The sequence below is a fragment of the Maritalea sp. YIW29 genome, from assembly GCF_057219265.1.
The window spans coordinates 1,795,943-1,818,734 of sequence record NZ_JBXVVF010000001.1; the positions used below are offsets into that span (position 1 = coordinate 1,795,943).

The 22,792-nt window shown below is 49.9% G+C and carries 19 protein-coding genes and 1 tRNA gene; 16 read left to right on the forward strand and 4 right to left on the reverse strand.

The genetic code is table 11. The annotated features are described in order from the left end of the window. Positions 1 to 45: 45 nt before the first annotated feature. Complete coding sequence (locus tag AC2D8L_RS08705; RefSeq protein WP_484685052.1) at positions 46 to 663, reverse strand: DNA-3-methyladenine glycosylase I; 618 nt, start codon at positions 661 to 663, stop codon at positions 46 to 48. Positions 664 to 748: 85 nt separating this feature from the next. Between AC2D8L_RS08705 and AC2D8L_RS08710 the strand changes: the two genes are divergently transcribed. The 3 genes from AC2D8L_RS08710 to AC2D8L_RS08720 all read left to right on the forward strand — a co-directional run bounded on the left by AC2D8L_RS08710 (position 749) and on the right by AC2D8L_RS08720 (position 3,238). Beyond that, entirely contained in the window at positions 749 to 1,228 is a 480-nt protein-coding gene (locus tag AC2D8L_RS08710) for a response regulator (RefSeq protein ID WP_484685053.1), read from the forward strand. 138 nt (positions 1,229 to 1,366) lie between these two features. Then, on the forward strand, positions 1,367 to 2,011 hold the full coding sequence (locus AC2D8L_RS08715) for a L,D-transpeptidase (protein ID WP_484685054.1): 645 nt from the start codon (positions 1,367 to 1,369) through the stop codon (positions 2,009 to 2,011). 54 nt (positions 2,012 to 2,065) lie between these two features. Next, positions 2,066 to 3,238, forward strand: a complete 1,173-nt coding sequence (locus AC2D8L_RS08720) for a TadE/TadG family type IV pilus assembly protein (protein WP_484685055.1) — start codon at positions 2,066 to 2,068, stop codon at positions 3,236 to 3,238. Positions 3,239 to 3,250: 12 nt separating this feature from the next. Here AC2D8L_RS08720 and AC2D8L_RS08725 read toward each other — a convergent pair. After that, positions 3,251 to 3,327: transfer RNA gene (locus AC2D8L_RS08725), tRNA-His, on the reverse strand. A gap of 229 nt (positions 3,328 to 3,556) precedes the next feature. Between AC2D8L_RS08725 and AC2D8L_RS08730 the strand changes: the two genes are divergently transcribed. The 9 genes from AC2D8L_RS08730 (at position 3,557) to AC2D8L_RS08770 (ending at position 15,914) form a co-directional block, all read left to right on the forward strand. Continuing rightward, positions 3,557 to 6,448: a sensor histidine kinase gene (locus AC2D8L_RS08730; RefSeq protein WP_484685166.1), complete on the forward strand. Its 2,892-nt coding sequence runs from the start codon at positions 3,557 to 3,559 to the stop codon at positions 6,446 to 6,448. A gap of 206 nt (positions 6,449 to 6,654) precedes the next feature. After that, a complete protein-coding gene (locus AC2D8L_RS08735; protein WP_484685056.1) occupies positions 6,655 to 7,686 on the forward strand; it encodes an extracellular solute-binding protein in 1,032 nt (343 codons plus the stop codon). An 87-nt stretch (positions 7,687 to 7,773) separates the two neighbouring features. Next, positions 7,774 to 9,432: an ABC transporter permease gene (locus AC2D8L_RS08740; RefSeq protein ID WP_484685057.1), complete on the forward strand. Its 1,659-nt coding sequence runs from the start codon at positions 7,774 to 7,776 to the stop codon at positions 9,430 to 9,432. A 293-nt stretch (positions 9,433 to 9,725) separates the two neighbouring features. Beyond that, entirely contained in the window at positions 9,726 to 11,216 is a 1,491-nt protein-coding gene (locus AC2D8L_RS08745; protein ID WP_484685058.1) for an ABC transporter substrate-binding protein, read from the forward strand. Between the two features lie 38 nt (positions 11,217 to 11,254). Further along, positions 11,255 to 12,217: an ABC transporter permease gene (locus tag AC2D8L_RS08750; RefSeq protein WP_484685059.1), complete on the forward strand. Its 963-nt coding sequence runs from the start codon at positions 11,255 to 11,257 to the stop codon at positions 12,215 to 12,217. Further along, positions 12,207 to 13,070: an ABC transporter permease gene (locus AC2D8L_RS08755; protein ID WP_484685060.1), complete on the forward strand. Its 864-nt coding sequence runs from the start codon at positions 12,207 to 12,209 to the stop codon at positions 13,068 to 13,070. Before AC2D8L_RS08750 ends, AC2D8L_RS08755 begins: the two co-directional genes overlap by 11 nt. Continuing rightward, entirely contained in the window at positions 13,057 to 14,592 is a 1,536-nt protein-coding gene (locus tag AC2D8L_RS08760) for a dipeptide ABC transporter ATP-binding protein (RefSeq protein ID WP_484685061.1), read from the forward strand. Before AC2D8L_RS08755 ends, AC2D8L_RS08760 begins: the two co-directional genes overlap by 14 nt. A 69-nt stretch (positions 14,593 to 14,661) precedes the next feature. Next, entirely contained in the window at positions 14,662 to 15,222 is a 561-nt protein-coding gene (locus AC2D8L_RS08765) for a hemerythrin domain-containing protein (protein ID WP_484685062.1), read from the forward strand. A gap of 167 nt (positions 15,223 to 15,389) precedes the next feature. Continuing rightward, positions 15,390 to 15,914 carry a hypothetical protein gene (locus tag AC2D8L_RS08770; RefSeq protein WP_484685063.1) on the forward strand — a complete coding sequence of 175 codons (525 nt, stop codon included), beginning with the start codon at positions 15,390 to 15,392 and terminating at the stop codon, positions 15,912 to 15,914. Positions 15,915 to 15,953: 39 nt separating this feature from the next. Here AC2D8L_RS08770 and AC2D8L_RS08775 read toward each other — a convergent pair whose 3' ends face one another. Beyond that, entirely contained in the window at positions 15,954 to 16,958 is a 1,005-nt protein-coding gene (locus AC2D8L_RS08775; RefSeq protein WP_484685064.1) for an ABC transporter ATP-binding protein, read from the reverse strand. A gap of 22 nt (positions 16,959 to 16,980) precedes the next feature. After that, the gene (gene bglA / locus AC2D8L_RS08780) at positions 16,981 to 18,651 is read right to left on the reverse strand and encodes a beta-galactosidase BglA (protein ID WP_484685065.1); all 1,671 of its coding nucleotides are present in this window, start codon (positions 18,649 to 18,651) and stop codon (positions 16,981 to 16,983) included. A gap of 215 nt (positions 18,652 to 18,866) precedes the next feature. On the opposite strand from bglA, the gene AC2D8L_RS08785 reads away from it, so the two are divergent. From AC2D8L_RS08785 to ubiV, 4 genes are all read left to right on the forward strand, one after another. After that, positions 18,867 to 19,958, forward strand: a complete 1,092-nt coding sequence (locus tag AC2D8L_RS08785; protein WP_484685066.1) for a LacI family DNA-binding transcriptional regulator — start codon at positions 18,867 to 18,869, stop codon at positions 19,956 to 19,958. A 215-nt stretch (positions 19,959 to 20,173) separates the two neighbouring features. After that, positions 20,174 to 20,704 carry a ubiquinone anaerobic biosynthesis accessory factor UbiT gene (gene ubiT, locus AC2D8L_RS08790; protein ID WP_484685067.1) on the forward strand — a complete coding sequence of 177 codons (531 nt, stop codon included), beginning with the start codon at positions 20,174 to 20,176 and terminating at the stop codon, positions 20,702 to 20,704. Then, positions 20,701 to 21,705: a ubiquinone anaerobic biosynthesis protein UbiU gene (ubiU, locus tag AC2D8L_RS08795; protein WP_484685068.1), complete on the forward strand. Its 1,005-nt coding sequence runs from the start codon at positions 20,701 to 20,703 to the stop codon at positions 21,703 to 21,705. The genes ubiT and ubiU overlap by 4 nt, the downstream gene beginning before the upstream one ends. A gap of 2 nt (positions 21,706 to 21,707) precedes the next feature. Next, entirely contained in the window at positions 21,708 to 22,613 is a 906-nt protein-coding gene (gene ubiV / locus AC2D8L_RS08800) for a ubiquinone anaerobic biosynthesis protein UbiV (RefSeq protein WP_484685069.1), read from the forward strand. Positions 22,614 to 22,792: the final 179 nt, after the last annotated feature.

Here is a 22,792-nt window from a genome sequence, read left to right on the forward strand (position 1 = left end):
CAAGCCGCGGTTAGAATTGGCGCATATGCCCATGCATATTGCGGATCAATTATGTGGTTTGGGAGGGGTGAATTCTGCCCGTGCTTTGCTTGCCAATGCACGGCAATAACAGTCTTCAGTATGATCGTTCACTAGACCCATGGCTTGCATAAAAGCATAGGCCGTGGTGGGGCCGAAAAACTTCCATCCGCGTTTTTTAAGATCTTTCGCTAGCTTCTTTGACATATCAGTCTGCGCGAGCTTTCGCACTTCTTCTTCGCTCATATTTGCGGGTCGCTCGGCGTTGTCGGGTTCGTACTGCCAGAAATAGGCAGCAAGTGAGCCAAATTCTTTTTTCATCTCAATTGCGCGCGCCGCATTGTTGATCGTTGCTTCAATTTTTCCACGATGTCGAACAATCCCAGCGTCCTGTAGCAATCGATCAACTTCGTCCGGGCCGTAATGGGCCACTCTATTGAAGTCGAACCCGTCAAAAGCCGCGCGGAAGTTTTCCCGCTTTTTGAGGATGGTGAGCCAAGAAAGTCCAGACTGGAAGCCCTCTAGACAGACTTTTTCAAATAGCCGCACATCATCATCCACCGGGTATCCCCACTCCGTGTCATGATAGCGCATGTATAATTCATCGTTTCCCGCCCAGAAACAGCGCGGCATATTTTCGTTCATTGTTATGATTTTCTATTGCTATTTATGTGGGATCGCATTAATCCGTAAAACAATCTTTTAACAATTATGTTAAGTCTTCACCCAAATGCCCCATAGAACTGAGAAATCACCAGACCAGATGTGTTTACTGATTGTTGATGACAATCAATATGCATGTGCGCTTGCAGCAGCACAACTCAAAAAACTTGGCATTGGCTCAACAAAATCTGTTTCTTCGGGCGCTGAAGCCTTGCTTTGTTTGCAAGACCAGGAGTTCGACGCCCTTTTGATGGATTGGTACATGCCCGACGTTTCCGGGGCTGGCCTTTTAACCGTGCTGCGCGACCAGCGTTTTCGAGGGCAGTCAGATATCCCGGTTGTTGTGATGACGGCCTATGCAAGCGGCGACAATATTGAACGGGCTAAATCTTTGGGTGCAGACGAAGTTGTCATTAAACCGGTCAACAGCACCGAGCTTGGCAAGGCGATTGCAAAAGCAGTTCTTGGAACTCGCAAGACTGAAGACTCATCTGCAAATGACGCAACCAACATCATCGAAGAAGATGATGATTTCGCGATGCTCTAAGCCAATTAATCATTGGTAAACCACCTCAGCTAACGGCTTCCTTACCAAGCTTTTTCACCGTTTATTGTGAGCCTTTAGATAAGGTTTAACTCAAATTGTTCCGCGCGATTTCGTGTTGGCAGTAGGTGAGTTTGAGTAATGCGTAACTTTACGAAATTTGTTGCGGCGCTATGCGCCATAGGTTTGCTCGCTTCGAGCAATGTTGCATATGCTGACGGCAATCTGATCAAAACAAAAGATCATTTCGGGCAAACAATCTACATTGCAACGCCCCAAGGGATGAGCATTGCAAAAGGTACGCCCAAACATCGTTTAGAGGTCAAGAACCCCTACAACCAGCATCCAAGATTTTTACGCCAAGTTGTGGCCTATCGTTCGTCACATGCGCCCGGCACCATAGTGGTTGATACAAACAAGCGGTATTTGTTCCTCGTGATGAAAAATGGTCGCGCAATGCGCTATGGCATTGGCGTTGCCCGCAGTGGTTTTGAATGGTCAGGCACCCACAAAGTTACCGCGAAGCGTAAATGGCCGGGTTGGACCCCGCCTGCTGAAATGCGCAAGCGTGAACCACATCTACCCGCCTATATGCCCGGTGGCGTTGATAACCCACTAGGTGCGCGCGCACTATATATTGGCAACACGCTTTATCGATTGCACGGCACAACCCAACCTTGGTCGATCGGTAAGAAGGTGTCTTCGGGATGTATTCGGCTTACGAACGAAGATATTAAGGATCTATATACAAGAGTTTCAATTGGAAGCCGTGTGGTTGTGATTTAATTTACCTTTAACGCGCAGAGTCTGTACCAAATTAAACTGATTTGGTTGACTGCAATGTCCTTTCTGATCTCAAAGCTTAAGCAATTTGGGCGCAACGAAAGTGGCGCTTTTGTCGTTATCTTTGCGCTGCTGGCGACAGCGCTCATTGTCGCAGGGGCAGGTGTTGTCGATTATCTGACTGCCATCAATGAACGCAAAAATATGCAAGTCGCGATTGATGCCGCGGTACTTTCCGGCACATCGTCAATGACGCCAAATTCAACATCAAGCCAGATCAAGAAGGTGGTTGAAGACTCCTTCTTGGGGCAATTCGAAGCCCAATTTGGCGACAGCGCCAAAGTCAAACTAGAGGTCACCGTCGACACTGCCACGAGCACTGTTGAAGCAAAAGCGACAGGCCAGGTTGCCACTTTTTTCCTTGGGCTTATTAATATTGATACGATTGACGTGGCAGTTGATTCAGCTTCTGTCGGCGGCCATTCTGAAGTGATAATAGATATTGCGATGTGCATTGATGCTACCGGCAGCATGGGCGGAATTCTAGATGCGGTAAAACAAAATGCCTTAGCGTTTGATCAAAAATTGAAGCAAGAAGCTGAAGACAAAGGTCGAAAGATCGACAAAATCAACGTTCGCCCAATTTTCTACCGTGATTTCGACAGTGAGGGACCCAATGCGAGATGGGGTTGGTGGTATGAGAGGAACTTCCCGCACCTTTCACCCTTCGCTTTTAGGAAAGGGCCGGTCTATGAATTGCCAGATGAGCGTGGCGCATATGTAAACTTTGTTGACCCCCAAATCCCAAGGGCTGGTGCCGATTTGCCAGAGGCGGGTCTAGAATGTTTCTACGAAGCGATGAAAACCGACTGGACAACTGCCACCAGCACTAAACAACTTATCTATCCGATTATCGTTATTTGGACTGACGCGGCGGCGGATTCTCCGGGCAACTGGGCAAACATCAATGGCGGTGGCGCAATATATCCACTTGGCATGCCAACTTCATACGCTGGCTTAAAATCGGTTTGGGAAGATGACACCACAATCAATCAAGGCAATAAAGTTGCTATACTATTCGGACCACGTCACAAAAATGGTTGGCGCCAAGTGCTCCCTTGGGATAAATTCGACTATGGCGGAACGGTCAGGGACGCGACAAACGATATGATTGGGTCTCTTGCCGACGCTATCTTTAAAAGACTACCGCCGCCTAGAATTTCAAAATAATTTTTTTGAGGATGGTACCGCCTCCCCGGCTCGAACGGGGGACCCCTAGTTCCACAAACTAGTGCTCTAACCAACTGAGCTAAGGCGGCATATCGCTGTTTTGTGCGCCGGAACATAAGACGCTCTTATCTGCTTTGCAAGCATGGATTTTCGCAATTCTTCTTTTTTTTCACGCCCTACCCATCTTAACCATGAAACATCTCTGTTCAGGGGCCGATGACGGTTTTTATGGACCGCGCGTAAGATGCGATATATTTAAATATACGTGAATAAAGTGCCAATTCTGTATCATATTGGCACATGGAAGTATGAGTGACTATGCATCAGGACTGGATTTATACGAATGTTGGGCAACGCGTCTTAAGTTACGCGCTGGATCCGCGCCCTGTGTGGTTCTGGAATGAAGATGGCAGCGAGCTTGTTTGGCGCAACTTAGCGGCAAAACTGTTTCGCTCAAAATTCAAGAAAAAAAAGGGCCTAACCTTTTTGCCGGACCCAGTGCCGCTTAAGGGTCAAGTCTCTCGCCTTGTAAAATTGGGTCACGAAGGCCGCGCTTCAATTTCACGCATGCGTTTCCAAATGGGCAAGAAGCCGGTTTCAACCACTTGTTCCTGTGTGCCCCTTCCCTTGCAAGAAGGCACGATGGGACTTTTGGTCATTTCAACCGACTCGATTGACTTCAGCCAATTTGATGGCGATGCATTTGCACTTGTTGCTGACGAACAATTGTTCAATCCCGCTTTGACCTACGCCATAGTTGACGGCCACCACGAAATCGTGGCGGGCGCTACATCTGAGGATGATGACGAGAAATTCAAGTCTTTGCTGTCCTCGTCATTCGAAGCATTGACCAATGCAAGCCTGTTAAAAGTCAACCTTAAAGCTGACGCCGCCTTGCTAGTGTTGGATATTGACGCACTCGATACTGAACAGCAGCCTCAAGATAACGAAGCTATTGTCGCGCCACATGCCGCGGACTTAGCGGACACATCACAGGCCGACGACGTAGACCAAGACGATCAGCCGGCGGACGATACAGACCCATCTCATGTAGAGATTGAAGAACCTGTTGATCTTGGCGAGCCGACAGAGGATGAAGCTTCGCTTGAGGCAGAAGCAGAAGCAGAAGGCGACAGCCAATCTGTGGCCGAGGACCAATCCTTTAACAGCGACCTTGATGTTGAAACGCCCGAAGAGCTCGAAGAAGAACTTGATGCGAACGCTTCAGGTGAAAATACAGCCGCTGCAAAGCCGCCAGTCGCTTTAACTGAACTGATCGACCATCTGTACAACACCGAAGACAATATCGGCGCTGATTTGATGGATACGGCGCTTCCTGAAGTTGATGACCTACTTGCACAACACACAATTGAAGGCTCTGTAAACTCGGATTGGGACGAACTCGAAAACTCAAAGCCGGAAGGCGAACCTGAACCAGATGATAGTTTGACCGCAGTTCAAGAGGAAATGGCTGCGCTCGACGACGGTGAGGCTGAGGGTGACGCACCTGAGTCGACACTTTGGAGCATTTCAGCCACGCACATTTCACGCGAAATGAGCACGGATGAAGCCATTGCGGTTTCACAAGCTGATGCACAAAACGACAAGACGACAAAATATAATTTTGATGAATTGTCCCGAATTTTGCATGAGCGGGTCAATATTGGCGACGAGAGCGGCAATCAAAATGTAACCAGAGCATCGACCGTCCCCGCACCCAAATCTCCCAAAGAATTGGGCAAAGTCGTTTCAATGAAACCTGTGTCGGCCACACCCACAGAGCAAAAGCCATCTTCATTGGTCGCCCTTAGTGATGAAGCTTTGGTGTTGAACAAATTGCCATTGGGCATTTTGATTTTCAAAGACCAAGACATTCTGTTCGCCAATCGCGCAATGGCTGACCTAACGGGGCACAACACGACCGGTGATTTGCGAGATGCGGGTTTGGATGCGATTTTGCCACGGGCGGACGACGGAGACGATGGATTTGGCCCAGTTGCCAAAATCATTCGAGTGGACGACGGCGAAGTGGATGTTTCTGCGCGCCTGCAAACAACAGTGTGGCAAGGTGCAAACGCCTATATGTTGACGGCGCGACAAGAAGAAACGCAAGCCAACACCAATGGCATTTTGGCCAGTTCGCCGGACGACACTCGCTCAGAAATCATGAAGATCGCGTCCCTTTTAGGGTCCGGGTTTATCCAGCTGAATAGAGCGGGATATTTGCTGGATATTGACGAGGTAGGTAGCCGACTGTTCGGCCCATCGCTGGAGTTACTGCGCAATCGTCCAATTCTTGAATATGTCTCCACGGGCACACGCGGCACCTATCTTGATTTGCTGTCCGGTAAAGCAGATAGCGGGCAAATTAAGGTTTTTGCCGGTGCGCAGCACTGCGATTTACATTTGATCGGCATGGATGTTGATCAAGAAAGTGGGACAATTTTAGGTTTCTTATCGGCCGAGCAAGTTGAACAAGCTCAAATTGACGACCAAAAAGACGAACTCAACAAAATATTGCCGACTTTAAGTCGAGAAATCAGACGTCCATTGGCAACGATTGCCGGGTTTAACAGCTTGATGCAGGGCGAAGCTTATGGGCCATTGGAAAACGACCGATATAAGGAATATGTCGACGACATTTCTAAGGCGACGAAACAGGTCGAGCGGGTTATTTCTGAAATTGACGATTTAAGCCGGCTCAATATTGGCGAAATGGAAATTGCAGCCAATAAGATTGATTTGGGTCTTCTGCTCAACAAATGTATTGGCCGCATTCGCAGTCAAGCCAACGCGCAACGTGTATTTGTGCGTAGTGCAATCCCAGAAACCACTTACATGATAGAAGCTGACGAAAAGCTTTTATCCCAAACCATTATGAACCTTTTGGCCAGCGCTGTTACGTTGACGCCAGTTGGTGGCAATGTTGTTCTGAGCGCTGTTCATGATGATGCGGGGGATTTGTTGATCCATGTTCGAGATATGGGTGAAAACGCGCAGGACCGACATGAACAATTCATCGTCTATCATGAAACCGACAATGACGATGATCAATCTGGCGACCTTGTGCACTCTGGCGTCGGACTTTCGCTGACCCAAGCATTGGCAAAAGCGAATGAGTTTTCGCTGTCTTTGGACAATTTTGGCAAATCTGGCATGTTGATGAAACTCGCGATTCCAGCAGATCGATTGACAACAACGGCTAGCTGACCGCGACATTCTGACGCACCACGATCTTCAAAATTCAACCGATGCGCTCTTATAAATATAGAGTTTTTCACTCCAGTTTAGAATTATTCCAAAACACGCCCCAATTCCGCGCCATTTGACTTGATGTAGATCGTTGACTACAGCCAAAAAACCAAGCAAAACCGCTCCATAGAGGGACATAAACCCTTAGTTATTGGAGTGCAGAAATGAAATTGTCCAAATCGCTCGCAGCAATCATGTTGGCTGGCACATCAGTTTTCGGCGCAGCTGCTACAGCTGAAGAAATCAATGTTTATAGCTATCGCCAGCCAGAGCTTTTGAAGCCACTAACAGATGCTTTTGAAGCTGAAACCGGTATCAAAACAAACGTATTGTTCGCCAAAAAGGGTTTGGTCGATCGCGTTTCCGCAGAAGGTGAAAACTCACCGGCTGATGTTTTGCTAACCGTTGACATTGGACGTTTGGACGCTGCAAAGCAATCTGGTATTTGGCAGGCAATTCCAAAAGACGTTACCGCAGCAATTCCGGCAGAATTTGTTGACCCGGATGGCGCTTGGACTGCTCTTTCTTTGCGGGCTCGCATTTTTTACGTATCAAAAGATCGGGTGAGCGACGAAGCTTTGTCTTATGCTGACCTTGCCGACCCACGTTGGAAGGGCAAAGTTTGTACGCGTTCCGCCCAGCACGTTTATTCAATCGGTTTGATCGCTTCACAAATCGCCAATAATGGAGAAGAAGCCGCGAAAAGCTGGCTCGAAGGCGTTCGTGACAATTTGGCACGCAAACCAACCGGTAATGACCGCGCTCAAGTAAAAGCCATTTTCTCTGGTGAGTGCGATATTGCTTTGGGCAACACTTACTATATGGGCAAAATGGTCACCAACGACAAAGAGCCAGAGCAAAAAGACTGGGCTGCTTCAGTTCGCTTGGTGTTCCCGGACGCACAAGCCAACAAAACACACGTAAACATTTCGGGTGTTGCATTGGCGAAATATGCGCCGAATGTTGAAGGCGGCAAAAAATTCATTCAATTCTTGCTCTCTCCAAAAGCGCAATCAATTTACGCGGATGCAAACTTTGAATATCCAGTATTGCCAGGTGTAGCAGCATCTGACCTTGTTTCAGGATGGGGCGAGTTGAAAGCCGACAGCATTTCACTTGCGGACATCGCTGACAAGCGCGACGAAGCCAGCAAGTTGGTGGACGCCGTTACATTCGACGAAGGCCCACAAAACTAAACACTTTTGCTGAAAACGCTTTAGGCTTTGCACAAATTTCAAATCCGCTATACCTAAACATATATAGCGGATTTGACTTGGAGAAGAATGATCGCTGACCAAGGCGGCAATAAGCGAAACCTATTTGCAGGCGCGATTTCGCGCCTGTCTTTTGTTGAGCTTTTTGTCATATTTGCAATGGCATTGCCCACCATCGCCCTTGCTTGGTTGGCCATTGGGGCCTTTGGCACCGAAGGCGGATTATTCTCCCGCATGTTGCCGGTCGCCTTGCGCGAAACCGGCATTTTACTTTTCTTTGTTGGCCTATTCACCGGCACTATCGGCTTGCTTAGTGCGTGGCTGGTTTCCAACTTCGAGTTTCCGGGCCGCAAGTTTTTTGAATGGGCGTTGATCCTGCCCATCGCGATCCCAACCTATATTTCCGCCTATGCATGGGTTGAGGTGATGGACTTCACCGGCCCATTGCAGACCATGATTAGAATGATGACCGGCGCGACATCAGTCCGCGAATATTGGTTCCCAGATTTTCGCACCGTTGGTGGCGCGGTGTTCGTGATGAGCCTTGTGCTTTACCCGTATGTCTATTTGAGCTGCCGCGCGTTCTTTTTGATGCAATCAGGCGTATTGGACGCGGCCAGCAGAACCTTAGGCGCGGGACCATGGCGCACATTCCGCGAAGTCATTTTGCCCCTTGCCCGACCAGCGCTAATTGTTGGTATTTCACTAGCGCTAATGGAAGTGATCAATGACGTTGGCGCCGTTGAATTTTTCGGCGTGAACACGCTGACGGCCATTGTTTATGCAACTTGGCTAAACCAATCCAATTTGCCGGGTGCCGCGCAATTGGCCGTTGCAACGGTCATCATCATTGCTGGCCTTATTTGGTTGGAACAGCATGAACGGCGCAAGCTCGACTATCTTACGAAACGCGATAGCCGCATTCCGGCAACGCGAACGAAAGTACCCCCTGCGTTTGTTCTCGCGCCGACGCTTTTCTGCTTGCTGATTGTCGGTTTGGGTTTTGCGGTGCCTGTTCTTGAATTGATGTCGACGGCCTTCATCCGTTTGGTTCGTGGGGCGGTAAATATCGAGATACTTGAAGCGCTTTGGACCACAGTTTGGTTGGCCCTTGTGGGTGCAACAATATGTGTCGGGATTGGCTATTTCACCGCCCGGCGCATGGTGAATGCAGATGGCAGTCGAAACCTGTCTTACCTCGCAACATTCGGATATGCAGTTCCGGGCACCATTTTGGCTATCGGCGTTCTAGTGCCACTTGGCTTCCTCGATGGTATCATCAACAACGCCACCCGCGCATGGTTTGACGTAACTGTTGGCTTGATCCTCTCCGGTTCCCCGATTGCCATTCTATATGCCTATTCTGTTCGGTTTTTGACCGTCAGCCATAACTCGCTTGAAACCGCAATGAAAAAACGCGGCGCAAATTTACTGGAAGCGGCACATGTTTTGGGCGCAAATCGCTGGCGCTCGCTGGTGGAAGTCGACCTGCCAACTTTGCGCCCCGCTATTGTTGCGGCGCTTACATTGGTGTTTGTTGAATGTATAAAAGAACTTCCAGCAACTCTTTTGTTGCGCCCGCTTGGTTTAGAAACCTTGTCGACATTTGTTTATGCCGAGGCGAGTTTGGAGAATTTTGAATCTGCGGCCGTGCCAGCGCTGTTGATTATCACCATTGGGCTGGTGCCGGCGATTTTAGGCGGCAAGTTGCAGAGCGCGAACCGCTAAGAACAAATATTGCTTTTACGGCAATCCGGCCTGCCTCCCCACAAGGGGGAGGGAAACAATCGGCGCCGGCTTTTTGAACTTGAACAATCGACGCCAAAGATATGCTTGGCTGCATTTGACTTTGTGCTGCTCGAGAGTTCACCTCTTTGCCCCCTCAACTTCTCCATGGATCCTCGGGTCAAGCCCGAGGATGACGAATGTTGACTACGACATAAACCAACGTTGCTTTTGCATTTTCAGTTAAATCCGCTAGAACTTGATCAGGATTTAGCCAATGAAGTTGGAATGTGTTGATGGCGCAAATTATTGAAAAGATGGTCAAAAAATCGCTGTTCGCAGCTGCAATTATCGGGATGTCGAGCTTAAGTGCGTTCGCCAGTGATATTCGCGTGGGCATGGTGTTGGAACCACCGCATTTGGACCCAACTGCTGGTGCAGCGGCGGCCATTGATGAAGTTGTCTATGCCAATGTATTTGAAGGCCTTACCCGCATTGATCAAACAGGTGCGGTTCAACCTTCTCTTGCCACTTCTTGGACAATTTCCGACGACGGCCTGACATATACTTTCAAGCTTAAAGACGGCGTTTCATTTCACGACGGAACGGGTTTTGATGCTGAAGATGTCATATTTACTTTTGAGCGTGCCCGCGCCGACGACAGCACGAACGCTCAAAAAGGTATCTTTGCACCGATAAAATCTGTGACGTCCATTGACCCGCAAACGGTTGAAATTCAAATTGCCCAACCTCAAGGGGACTTTCTGTTCAATATTGGCCGTGGCGACGCGGTGATTGTTGCGCCTGAAAGCGCCGAGATGAACCAATCCAAGCCAATCGGCACTGGCCCATTCAAATTTGTGCAATGGGATCAAGGTAGTCGCGTGATCTTGGAACGCAATTCTGAATATACCGGCACACCGGCCCATTTGGACAAAGCAACGTTCGTCTTTATTTCAGATCCCAACGCTGCGCAAAACGCGATGTTGGCCGGCGAAATTGATGGGTTTTCCAACTTCCCAGCGCCCGAAAGTCTCGCCATTTTTGATGCGGATCCGCGTTATCAAGTCTTGCAAGGCTCAACCGAAGGCGAAACCATCCTTTCAATCAATAATGGCAAGGCGCCTTTCAACAATTTGAAAGTGCGTCAGGCCATTGCTCACGCCTTGGATCGTCGTGCAATTATTGATGGCGCTATGTTTGGGTTTGGCACGCCAATTGGCACCCACTTCGCGCCGCACCATCCTTACTATGTTGATCTGTTGGGCACTTATCCACGCGACATCGAGAAAGCAAAATCTTTGCTTGCTGAGGCTGGCTTTCCAAATGGGTTGAAAGCAACATTCAAATTGCCACCACCAACATATTCACGTCGTGGTGGACAAATTATTGCCGCCCAATTGCGCGAGATCGGCATTGAGTTGGAATTGATCAATGTGGAATGGAGCCAGTGGCTAGAAGACGTGTTCAAAACAAAGAATTACGACCTTTCAATTGTCAGCCATGTGGAACCGTTTGATATCGGGATTTATGCAAACCCAGACTATTACTTCCAATATGACAATGTTGTTTTCCAAGCGATCATCGAAAAACTAAACGTGACCGCGGATGAAGCAAAACGCGAGCAATTGGCGAAAGCGGCTCAACGCATTCTAAGCGAAGAAGCGGTGAATGGATTTTTGTTCCAACTGGCTAAAACTGGTGTTTGGGACGCTAAGCTCACTGGCATGTGGCCGAATTCGCCTGTTGAAGGCAATGATTTGACCGCTGTTCGCTGGACGAATTGATCTTGACATTCATGGCGTAGCAAGGCCGATTGGGTTTTATGATTGGCTTTGCTGCAAAAAGACTATTTGGCGTCGTAGCGACATTAATTCTCGCTGCGGCGTTCATTTTTTTCCTACTGGATATTTTGCCGGGCGACCCAGCGCGATTTATGCTCGGGATCAACGCCACTGACGATGCGGTAGCCGCTTTGCGCACTGAGCTTGGGCTTGATCGACCAACATGGCAGAGGTTCTTCATTTGGCTTGGTGGACTGGTGCAAGGTGATCTGGGCACCAGTTTTTCCCAGCGTATGCCGGTGACCCAACTGTTGCTTGAACGACTGCAAGTCAGCTTGCCCCTCGCCCTTGGTGCCTTGACTTTGTCCACTGCCATCGGCTTGCCCATCGGCATAATCGCCGCTCAAAATCGTGGTAAGTTGGGTGACACCTTTTCCATGGTGCTGGCTCAAATCGGCATTGCCATCCCCAACTTCTGGTTCGCTATGCTGTTGGTGCTGATGTTCGCCGTGACGTGGCGAATTTTTCCGCCCGGTGGGTTTGTGCCCTGGACAGAAGATCCATGGCTTTCGCTTCGCTCATTGGTTTTGCCTGCCATTGCATTGGCATTGCCACAAGCCGCCATTTTGGCGCGAGTGATGCGCACCGCATTGGTTGATGTGATGCAAGCGGACTTTATCCGCACCGCGCGCGCAAAGGGCCTTACCCAAAGCCAAGCCGTTTGGCGGCACGGGGTGCGCAACGCTTTGCTGCCCGTCCTCACCATTATGGGATTGCAATTCGCGTTTCTGATTGCAGGTACCATCATTGTTGAAAATGTCTTTTATTTACCCGGCCTCGGACGGCTCATCTTTAGCGCTGTTTCTGCGCGAGATTTAATCGTGGTCCGCAGCGCCATTTTGGTGTTGGTCGCGATGGTCATTTTGGTGATGTTCATTGTTGATTTGGCCTACGCGATGGTCGACCCTCGGATACGAACAACGGGGCAAGTTGATGAAGGCTGAACGCTCAACCTTTTCCCGCGCCCTCGACCATCCAAGCTTTCGCATTGGCTTGATCGGCAGTGTCATATTTTTGGCGTTGGCGCTTGTCTCCGTGGCTTGGACCCCGCACCCGACAGATATCGTAGATATCCCAAATCGGTTTACGGGCTTTTCATGGGACCATTGGTTAGGCGCTGACTATTTGGGACGCGACCAGCTGTCTATGCTGATGACCGGTGTTGCGACTAGCCTAAAAGTCGCCCTGCTCGCTGTAGCGATTGGGGCGTTGATCGGTGTTCCGCTAGGTCTGGCTGCTGCAGCACAACGGGGTTGGCTGGAAACATTAATCTTGAGGTTCAACGACTTCATCTTCGCTTTTCCAGCTCTTATCAGCGCGATCATCATCACAACGCTGTTCGGCCCGGGTGCGATAAACGCGATGGTTGCGATTGGCATTTTCAACATCCCTGTGTTTGCCCGCGTTGCTCGCGGCGGGGCGCTCAGCCTTTGGACGCTAGAATATGTAGATGCGGCCAAACTTTCCGGCCTTTCTAACCGACAAATCAGTCTCAACCATATTGTGCCCAACATCGCCAATTTACTGATCGTGCAGGCCACCATTCAGCTCTCGCTTGGCGTGTTGGCAGAAGCTGGCCTGTCCTATATCGGGCTGGGCACCCAGCCGCCTGAAACTAGCTTGGGCTTGATGCTAAAAGAAGCGCAAAGCTTCTTCTTTGGTTTCCCCATGCAAGCGATCATTCCTGGTATGGCAATTGTTTTGTTCGTGATCAGCTTCAATCTTTTAGGCGACGGGTTGCGCGATACGCTTGACCCGAAACTATCAAAAGCTGGAGGCGTTGATGTCTCTGGTTAATATCAAAAATCTCTCCATTCGTTTTGGCGACCATGTCGTTGTCAATCAACTGTCGCTTGAAATAGACGCCGGGCAGCGCGTTGGCGTGGTCGGCGAAAGCGGCTCGGGCAAAAGCCTTACGGCACTCTCCATCATCGACCTTTTGCCAGAGGGCGCGTACCGCGAAGGCGACATTCAGCTGAATGTTGACGGTCCGCTAGAACGCGGCAAACATGTGGGCATGGTTTTTCAAGAACCCATGACGGCGCTCAACCCGCTAATGAAGGTCGGGGACCAAATCAGAGAGGCACTTGAACTGCATGTGCCCGACATCAATTTCGACGAGCGAGTTCGGGAACTTGTTCAAGAAGTTGATCTGCCCCCCAGTGTTGTTCATCGCTATCCACATGAAATATCGGGCGGTCAGCGCCAACGCATTGGTTTGGCCATCGCTTTGGCTGGCGAACCCGAGCTGCTGATTGCCGACGAACCAACATCGGCCCTTGATATGATCACGCAGCGGCAGGTGATCGATCTCATTCGCCGTGTTTGTGACAAGCGGGGCATGGCGCTACTGTTCATCTCCCATGACCTTGGCGCTGTGGCTGCGCTTTGCGAACATATCCATGTATTGGAAAAAGGTTGGCACGTTGAAGATGCACCGGCGCAACAATTGTTAAGAACACCACAACAGGCCTACACCAACAAACTAATCGCAGCAGCTTCTCCCAAACGCACCAATTCTACTTCCCGCAAAGTTGGCGAAACATTGCTCAGGCTTGATGGGATTTCACGGCGATTTCGCCTACCCTCCTCTTTCTGGCAACCCAAACGATATGTGCAGGCGCTCAGCGATATTTCGCTTGAAATCAAAGAAGGCGAATGCGTTGGGCTCGTTGGTCCGTCGGGTTGTGGCAAGACCACCCTGTCGAGGATCATAGCGGGCTTGCAAACGGCCCAGCGCGGCACCATTCAATTTGATGGGCACGCTTATGGCCGCAAGTTGGGCACTATGCCGACTGCCGCTCGGCGGGAGCTCTCCATGGTTTTTCAAGACCCGTTCGGCAGTTTTGACCCGCGTCTCATTATGGCAAAGTCGCTGTCTGAGCCACTGAACCTAATGCCTGAACTATCGCCCGCTGAACGTGAAGAGCGGGTGCACGCTGCGGTGGAGCGCGTCGGACTTCCTATTGAGATGCTTCAGCGCCACCCGCACGCATTCTCGGGCGGCCAACGGCAACGCCTCGCCATTGCACGCGCACTTGTATTGCGGCCCAAGTTGGTAGTGTTGGACGAACCCGTCTCTGCCCTTGATGTTTCCATTCGTGGCGAAATTCTGGCCTTGCTTCAAGATTTACGCGAACGCTACGGCATGGCCTACCTGTTTGTCAGCCATGACCTTGATGTGGTCCGGTCGATCGCTGACCGTGTCTTGGTGATGATGCATGGCAGAATTGTTGAGCAAGGAGACGTCGAGGAAGTATTCGATGCGCCAGAAGCACAGATTACGAAGGATTTGTTGGACGCGCGGTTAGCGATTTAGCGAATGCCTTTGCGCCATGTTCTACCAAACATGTAGAAGAATCGACCTTCGCGCCTTAAGATCAACACCATGATTGACGACATCAAAATCCCCGACGACGCAACGCGGCCGACAGTGCCGAAGCCAAATAATTTAAGTGCCGAGCAGCAACTGCCGATGCGGCATCTGCGGGCTATTCACGAACAACATCGACGCAATATGCGGATGATGCGCACGATGCTTGAAGGGGTGCAAAAGGGTGATACCGGTGCGAGTGAATTGCACGCCCATATTAAAGACAATCCAATTCTTGAAAATTATCGGGTGTTTGGCAACTTGTGTGGCCAGCATTGTCAATTAATCAATGGGCATCATTCCATTGAGGATGCCCACATGTTCCCCGCGCTTGAGGGACACAATTCAGCTCTTGATGTTGTGGTGCAGCGGTTGCGGGAAGAGCATGAAGTTGTGCACGCCCTTCTGGTTCGTTTGGCAGAGGCGGCACAAATTTTGATCGAAAACCCAAGCGAAGATCAATTCAATCAATGCGTGCATGTTCATGAGGCGCTCGAAAAATTATTGCTTTCGCATTTCGGGTATGAGGAAGAAGAAGTTGGCCCAGCGTTGGGCATCTACAACGTTGGAATCTGATTGGCGAAACCTACTTTCGCTCTCGCAAGTCTCACGGTGGCGCGAGAAAATGATACGAAAATGTCACCTTCATTTGTAAGAAAAGCGAACGGGCTTTATTCGACGTCTTTAGCGCGAATACCTATCTTCAGGTCAGCTCAATAGCGGGCAACTTGAAGGGAACAACAATGTTTAAAAGAACAATTCTAGCAGCCGCAGCAGTTAGCTTATTCGCAGGCGCTGCCTTTGCAGACAGCTACAAAATCACCGTTACAAATAACCTTGCAGAAGAATTATTTGCGCCAATCGTTGCAGCAGATATCAAGAACGACCATCACTTCTTCAAAGGTAATTATGTAACGCCAGAAGCTGAGGTTCAGGTTCTGACAGGCGACCCTGCCATGGTCATCAAAGCAATTGGCGACGGCACTGCAGCAGTTGGCCACGGCACAGATGGCCCTCCAGGCGTATTGTTGGCACCAGGTGGCAGTGTTTCATTCACATTGGATACAGATGCAGCCGCAATCCGCATTTTCTCCATGGTTGCGCCAACAATGGTGCCCGATAACTATGTGACTGCTGTTGCAGAACTTCACGGTATGTCTGGCAGCACCATAGAATTAAACCGCTTCGACATAGGTCATGACGAAGGCACCAAAATGGATAAATTGGTCGCCAAATCAGTTGGCACCGTCACCATCGCGAAAATGTAACTCAACATTTTCAAGTTGGCGCACACATTGTGCGCCAGCTCAACTTATCGGCGCACCGTTTTCGTCAAAACGGTGCATTTTGCCATCCTTGGCTTTCACCGAAATTGTGGAATGTACTTTGACCGGTGTGTTGCCTTCTTGGCGCACTACGAACAATTCTTCATCGCCGATATTGAGATAGATATAGGTATCAGACCCCAAAATTTCGGTGTGTACGACCTCGCCTTGCCAGTCCCCGTTTTCCGAAACAATATCTAAATGTTCAGACCGAATGCCCAGTGTTGTGCAATCAAATTTGGCCGCCCTTTCACCGGTCAGCAGGTTCATTTTTGGCGATCCGATAAACCCGGCAACAAACAGGCTTTGTGGGTTTTCGTACAGTTCCATTGGTGTGCCGACTTGTTGTACGACGCCGTCTTTTAACACCACAATCCTGTCCGCCATGGTCATGGCTTCGACCTGATCGTGGGTCACGTAGACCATGGTCGTGCCGGGTAATGTTTCCTTTAGCCCAGCAATTTCCATGCGCATTTTGACCCGAAGCGCCGCATCCAAGTTTGATAATGGCTCATCGAACAAAAATACTTTTGGATCGCGCACAATCGCGCGGCCAATGGCGACGCGCTGACGTTGGCCGCCTGACAATGCTTTAGGGAGGCGCTTTAGATAGTCTGTTAGTTGCAGTTTTTCCGCTGCGGCTTCAACCTTTTGCTTGATTTCGCTTTTGGAAAATTTCTGAATTTTCAGTGCGTAGGCCATATTGTCGAAAACACTCATATGCGGATAAAGCGCATAAGATTGGAACACCATCGCAATGCCGCGTTTAGACGGCGCAACATCGTTGACGACTTTACCCTCAATTTCCAATGTACCGGCCGTTATGGTTTCAAGCCCAGAAATGGTGCGCAGCAAGGTCGACTTGCCGCAACCAGACGGACCAACGAACACGATAAATTCGCCCGAATTTATATCCAGATTTATGTCTTTAAGGACCTTCACTGAACCGTATGATTTGTCCAGATGTCGAATTTTAATATCGGCCATGTTTCCTCCCTTGAAACAATGCTTAGTCTTTGGCTGCAATGCCAAAATAAGATGAATATCGCGCGAGTGAAATCGTATTTGTGCTTATCGTCGCTGTTGTTGGCCGCGCGGCAACTGAGAACTGTTCCAGCTCCTTAAGGTCAACAGTCGCATCCGAATTAGACATGTTGAATACACATAAGATCTGTTCTGCGCCAAAGGTGCGCTTAAACGCCAATATCTGGTCGGTTGCGGCGACGATTTGAATATCACCCGATTTCAATGCCGCGGTTTTTGCGCGGAACGCGAGAAAATCTTGATAGTGACGCAGCACGGAATCGTCTGCCTGCGCATCAACCGCGTGTTGATGATGTTCCATTGGAATAGGCAGCCACGTTCTGTTGGCCGTGGTAAATCCAGCCTGCCCGCCGGACTGTTCCCAAACCATCGGCGTTCTGCACCCGTCGCGGCCCTTAAAGTTGGGCCAAAACTCAATGCCATAGGGATCAACGAGGTCTTCAAAGGCGACATCCGCTTCTGGCAACCCCAACTCTTCGCCTTGATAAAGGCAGACAGAACCACGCAAAGACAACAGTAGCTCCGCTGACAGTTTGGCGAATTCACCGGCCAGGCTTGGCTCAATATTCCAACGGGTTATGTGCCGTTTAACGTCGTGATTTGAAAAAGCCCAACATGGCCAACCGTCGGTTAGAATGGCTTCGAGTTCCTGGATTTTTTCAGCAAAATATTTCGCTTCAAACTCGCCGCCCAAAAAGTCGAACGTGTAGGCCATATGCAGCTTGTCATTGCCTGCCGTGTAGGCTGCCATAATCTCTAGCTGTCGTTGTGCATCGCCAATTTCGCCGACGGTCGTCACACCATCATATTCGTCCAGCACGGCGCGTAGCCGCTTAAGAAAGTCAATGTTTTCTGGCCGGCTTTTATCGTGCAAATGATCTTGCCAATTATATGGATTTACCGCCGGCGCGATGGTCGCATTGACCTGGTCTTTGGGCAGCGCGGGGTTATCCGTCAGCGCTTGGTCGTGCACATAAAAATTCACGGTGTCCAGCCGGAAACCATCAACACCCCTGTCGAGCCAAAACCGAACCTCTTCCAACAAAGCCGATGTAACAGACTCATTGTGAAAGTTCAGGTCTGGCTGACTGGCGAGGAAATTGTGAAGGTAATATTGGCATCGTCTTGGGTCCCACGTCCAAGCTGAGCCGCCGAAAATCGACAGCCAATTGTTGGGTGGCGAACCGTCCGGTTTCGCATCTGCCCACACATACCAATCTGCTTTGGCATTGCTGGTAGAAATCCGGCTTTCTTTAAACCATTCATGTTGATCTGAGGTGTGGCTGATAACTTGATCGATCATCACCTTAAGACCCAAAGCATGCGCCTTTTCCAACAATTGATCGAAATCTTCAAGCGTGCCGAAAATTGGGTCAACGCCGCGATAGTCAGAAACATCGTAGCCGAAATCTTTCATCGGCGATGTGAAAAACGGCGACAGCCAAATCGCATCCACCCCAAGTTCGGCCACATAATCCAAACGTTCGGTGATGCCTTTTAGGTCACCAACCCCGTCGCCGTTACTATCCTGAAACGAACGTGGATAGATCTGATAAATGACGGCCCCGCGCCACCAATCATTGTTTTTTGTCAGTCTGACAGCGGATGTAGAATCAGGCTGGATCATATCGTTCATCATTGCTCTTTCGTGCCGCATTACCAAAGGCGTGTGGTTGTTTTACAATTCTCACCGCCCCTGATATCGTTAGTTTTCAGGCTTCCAAAACGTTTTGGATAACTATTTTTAAACCTGATGGATTGCTCTCGTCAACCAATTGTTGGAAGTTGTGAAGCGTTTTTGCAATCAGAGAAGTTGGTGTTCCATCCAACAGGCGCAAATTGTTGGAGAATATGCCCACTAAAGAAAACAATCCCGACTTTGGGAACGACCAAAACCAAGTGACGATAAAAGACCTCGCCCGCGAGCTAGACCTGTCGATCACCACGATTTCACGCGCGCTGAACGGTTATAGCGATGTCAGTGCGAAGACTCGTGAGCGGGTGCAAGGCGTTGCCAAGGATATGGGATATACCCCAAATCGCAATGCCCAACGGTTGGTGACCCAACGCTCCCACTCCATTGGCTGGATAAAGGGCGACGGTTCGCAGCATTTTGTTGATCCGCACTTTGTGGAAGTGTTTTCTGGCGTGTTGCGGGAAGTCAAAAGCTACGATTATGACGTGGTGTTTGCTTCGGGTGCGGAAAGCGAATTGGTTTCTTTGTTCGACCGTTATGTTCGCGACAAAAGCGTTGACGGCTTCATTGTTGAACTGCCCCGCCCGAATGACGAGCGCATCAAATACTTACTTGAGGCAAAACAGCCCTTCGTGGTGCATGGTCGCGAACAACGTAGCGCGGACTATTCCTGGGTCGACGTGGACAATTTTGGCATGTTCAAGGCCCTCACTAAGGTGATGCTCGATGCTGGCCACAAGAAGGTCGCCTTCATCAATGGTGACGAGCATTATGCATTTGCTGTCGAGCGTCGGCGCGGTGCAGAACGTGGCCTAGAAGAAATGGACACCAACCGTCACGCGCTCGTGGTGTATAACGCCGTGCACCCCATGGTGCATGCCGGTTATCAGCTAACCAAGAAGGCCCTTGAAGACCCCGACATTACCTCAATCCTTTATTCGTCTGCCGTGATGGCAGTGGAAGGCCAAGCGGCGATTGCCAGTTCTGGCCGCACAATCGGTGTCGACCTTGAAGTCGCAACCATGGACGACGAGTTGCGGCATGTGGATCTGTCCTCACTTGAAGGACTGATCAGCTTTGTGCGCTCACCACTTAATGAAAGTGGGCACGCTTTGGTGCGCCAACTGATGAAGCGCATCGAGAAAAAAGGTCCGCCAGCTGGCGAGCTGATCCCCGCCCGTTTTTCCCTTCGCCCCAACCTGCCGCGCCGTATGGTGCCGGATGAGTTTGTGGTGGAAGAGGGTTAGCCCAAACACGGGCTTTGGCAACAAACACACATAGTCTTCGGAACCCTCATCCTGGGTTTGTCGAAGGACAGAACTGTCCTGCGCAACACGCTGGCTCAACAAGCGCACAATAAGGGCATGAGTTTTCAAACCATTTCCTTTCGCCACTTTGAGCGAATTCGTCAAAATTGACATATGTCAAGTATTGCGTATGTGAACGTGTATATCAGTTGAGCATGAAAAAGAGAACTCATCGTGGGCAGGTGCGCATTTTTCGCGACCAAAAGGCAGGACCAATATCAAAGGTTCTGCCCTTATTTCCAATGCAGCCTTTGCTCAACCGCATCGTACGCCATGTGGCAAATCTACATCCGGAGCTTTTTGAGCGTTTGGATACGGGTTGTTTTAAAACCTATCTGATTGATGCCAAGGGCGTTCCCTTTTTGCTGGTTCTAAAACCTGACCCGGACAATTTGAGTTTGGTCGCCAGATCTCGACATGACCACATCGAGTATGACGTGTTGGTCAGTGGGAAATTGCGAACCCTTCTGCGTCTAATCGACAGCAAAACAGATAGCGATGCATTGTTCTTTAATCGCGACATTCTCATCACGGGCGATACGGAGGCGATCCTGTTGTTGCGCAACGCGCTTGATGATTTAGACACAACGCTTGCCCAAGATGTGGCCACAGCATTCGGCCCCTTGGCCAAACCCATTCGGGCAAGCATCAACTTGGCCAGCAAAGTGGCAGGCGCAAAAACATGACACAATTTAAAAAACCCGAATTGGTGTGCCCTGCCGGCACTCCAGCCAGTTTACGCACCGCCGTGGATGCAGGTGCGGACGCCGTATATTGCGGCTTTAAAGGCCCGACAAATGCACGCAATTTCGCTGGTCTGAATTTCACTAAAGCCGAGCTTTCGAAAAGCGTGGAGTATGCTCACGACCGTGGGGCCATGGTGCTCGCCGCCATCAATTCTTTTCCCACCGCCGGGCGCACCGACCTTTGGAAAACCTCTATAGATGATGCGGTGGAACTTGGATTAGATGCGGTCATTATCGCAGATATCGGCATGGCCCAATATGTTGCCAGTGAACATCCAAATCAGCGGCTTCACCTTTCAGTGCAGGCGGGGGCGTCCTCGCCCGAAGCAATTAATTATTACGTTGAGCATTTCGGCGCCAAACGTGTCGTCCTACCGCGCATATTAACGGTGTCGGAAATCAAACGCGTCCATGATGCCATAAATTGTGAGATCGAGGCGTTCGTGTTTGGCAATATTGGCATGATGGCAGAGGGGCGCTGTTCCCTTACCAATTACGTCACTGGCATTTCCACCAACATGGATGGGGTGTGCTCGCCTGCAAGCCATGTGGAATACGAGCCCGACGAGGATGAAAACCTCACTACCCGTTTGGGTGAGTTTGCCATTGATTGTATCTCCTGCGGTGAGACGGCAGGTTACCCGACAATTTGCAAAGGGCGATATGATACGGCGATCAAGAAGAACTATTATGCCTTTGAAGAACCGGTCAGCTTAAACCTCACGCGGTTATTGCCAGACTTGATCAAGGCTGGGGTAACGGCACTCAAAATCGAGGGGCGGCAACGTTCGCGGGCCTATATCCGTTCAGTCGTTTCTTCGTTTCGCGCGGCGATTGATGCGTATGCAATTGGCGAAGAACCTGACATTTCAGAACTAATTGCATTGACCGAGGGCGGGAAAGAAACCGAAGGCGCGTTCAAATCAAAGACGTGGAGATAGAAATGGCTGCACAACTTACTCTTGGTCCCGTGCAATATAATTGGGCGGCGGACGAATGGCGCGATTTCTACTATCAGATTGCCGCAGAAGCTCCGGTTGAAACCGTATTTGTTGGTGAAGTCATTTGCTCAAAACGAGCGCCGCTTTACGACAAATATCTGCCTGACATTTATGAACGGCTGACAAATGCAGACAAAGATGTGGTGTTTTGCACCCTATCCGAAGTCACATCAGACGTAGATCGCCGCCAAGTCAAAAAGGTGGCAACTTCAAATGAGTTTATGATTGAAGCCAACGATGCTTCCGCACTTTATCAAATGTCAGAAGGTGCCCACTGCATTGGGCCGCTAATGAATTGCTACAATGAAGAAGCAATTGCCGTTTATGCAAAAGGTGGGGCGACGTCGATTTGCCTAAATCCCGAAATTCCAAAATCGGGCATTGAAGCATTAGCCAAGTCGGCGGCAAGCTACGGCGTGGCGTTGGAGGTGCAGGTTTTTGGCCGCATGTCGCTGGCGCTTTCTGCGCGTTGTTATCACGCCCGGGCCCACAACCGGACGAAAGATTCCTGTCTATTTGTTTGCGATGAAGACCCAGATGGCATGCGGCTGGATACACTCGAAGGAGACAAGTTTTTAACGGTCAACGGGATCCAAACGCAGTCCTATTCAATATTGAATTTGGTTGAACATGTGCACGAACTGCAAAAAATCGGCATCAATCGATTTCGAATATCACCCCAATCCAAGGGCACATTTACAGCCATAAATGCCTTTCGGGATGTGCTGGACGGCAAGATGCACGCATCCGAAGCGCTTCAAGCAATGCGTGACGACGGTATTGCGGTGCCATTTTCCAACGGTTTTTATCACCAGATGGCGGGTTATGAATGGCATGAAGCCGTCTAATTGACGGTTTATGGTCACCGCGCATCAACCGCCCCTGCGTCACGCCGATTTAGCAGGCTTCTTAGCTCACCGTGTGGGGCGTGTTGGACGTTTCTGTTCTTCCATATTGTTCGAGGCGCGTGGACATATTATTGGTCGTTCTCGGGCTTACGAAATTTTCAGTTGCATGTGTGATTAAC

Coding starts and splice junctions, on each gene's coding strand:
- AC2D8L_RS08775 (WP_484685064.1), bottom strand. CDS start 16,958: ATGGCCGATATTAAAATTCGACATCTGGACAAATCATACGGTTCAGTG.
- AC2D8L_RS08730 (WP_484685166.1), top strand. CDS start 3,557: ATGCATCAGGACTGGATTTATACGAATGTTGGGCAACGCGTCTTAAGT.
- ubiT (WP_484685067.1), top strand. CDS start 20,174: ATGAAAAAGAGAACTCATCGTGGGCAGGTGCGCATTTTTCGCGACCAA.
- ubiU (WP_484685068.1), top strand. CDS start 20,701: ATGACACAATTTAAAAAACCCGAATTGGTGTGCCCTGCCGGCACTCCA.
- AC2D8L_RS08770 (WP_484685063.1), top strand. CDS start 15,390: ATGTTTAAAAGAACAATTCTAGCAGCCGCAGCAGTTAGCTTATTCGCA.
- AC2D8L_RS08715 (WP_484685054.1), top strand. CDS start 1,367: ATGCGTAACTTTACGAAATTTGTTGCGGCGCTATGCGCCATAGGTTTG.
- ubiV (WP_484685069.1), top strand. CDS start 21,708: ATGGCTGCACAACTTACTCTTGGTCCCGTGCAATATAATTGGGCGGCG.
- AC2D8L_RS08720 (WP_484685055.1), top strand. CDS start 2,066: ATGTCCTTTCTGATCTCAAAGCTTAAGCAATTTGGGCGCAACGAAAGT.
- AC2D8L_RS08765 (WP_484685062.1), top strand. CDS start 14,662: ATGATTGACGACATCAAAATCCCCGACGACGCAACGCGGCCGACAGTG.
- AC2D8L_RS08735 (WP_484685056.1), top strand. CDS start 6,655: ATGAAATTGTCCAAATCGCTCGCAGCAATCATGTTGGCTGGCACATCA.
- AC2D8L_RS08755 (WP_484685060.1), top strand. CDS start 12,207: ATGAAGGCTGAACGCTCAACCTTTTCCCGCGCCCTCGACCATCCAAGC.
- bglA (WP_484685065.1), bottom strand. CDS start 18,651: ATGAACGATATGATCCAGCCTGATTCTACATCCGCTGTCAGACTGACA.
- AC2D8L_RS08745 (WP_484685058.1), top strand. CDS start 9,726: ATGGCGCAAATTATTGAAAAGATGGTCAAAAAATCGCTGTTCGCAGCT.
- AC2D8L_RS08705 (WP_484685052.1), bottom strand. CDS start 663: ATGAACGAAAATATGCCGCGCTGTTTCTGGGCGGGAAACGATGAATTA.
- AC2D8L_RS08710 (WP_484685053.1), top strand. CDS start 749: ATGCCCCATAGAACTGAGAAATCACCAGACCAGATGTGTTTACTGATT.
- AC2D8L_RS08785 (WP_484685066.1), top strand. CDS start 18,867: ATGCCCACTAAAGAAAACAATCCCGACTTTGGGAACGACCAAAACCAA.
- AC2D8L_RS08750 (WP_484685059.1), top strand. CDS start 11,255: ATGATTGGCTTTGCTGCAAAAAGACTATTTGGCGTCGTAGCGACATTA.
- AC2D8L_RS08740 (WP_484685057.1), top strand. CDS start 7,774: ATGATCGCTGACCAAGGCGGCAATAAGCGAAACCTATTTGCAGGCGCG.
- AC2D8L_RS08760 (WP_484685061.1), top strand. CDS start 13,057: ATGTCTCTGGTTAATATCAAAAATCTCTCCATTCGTTTTGGCGACCAT.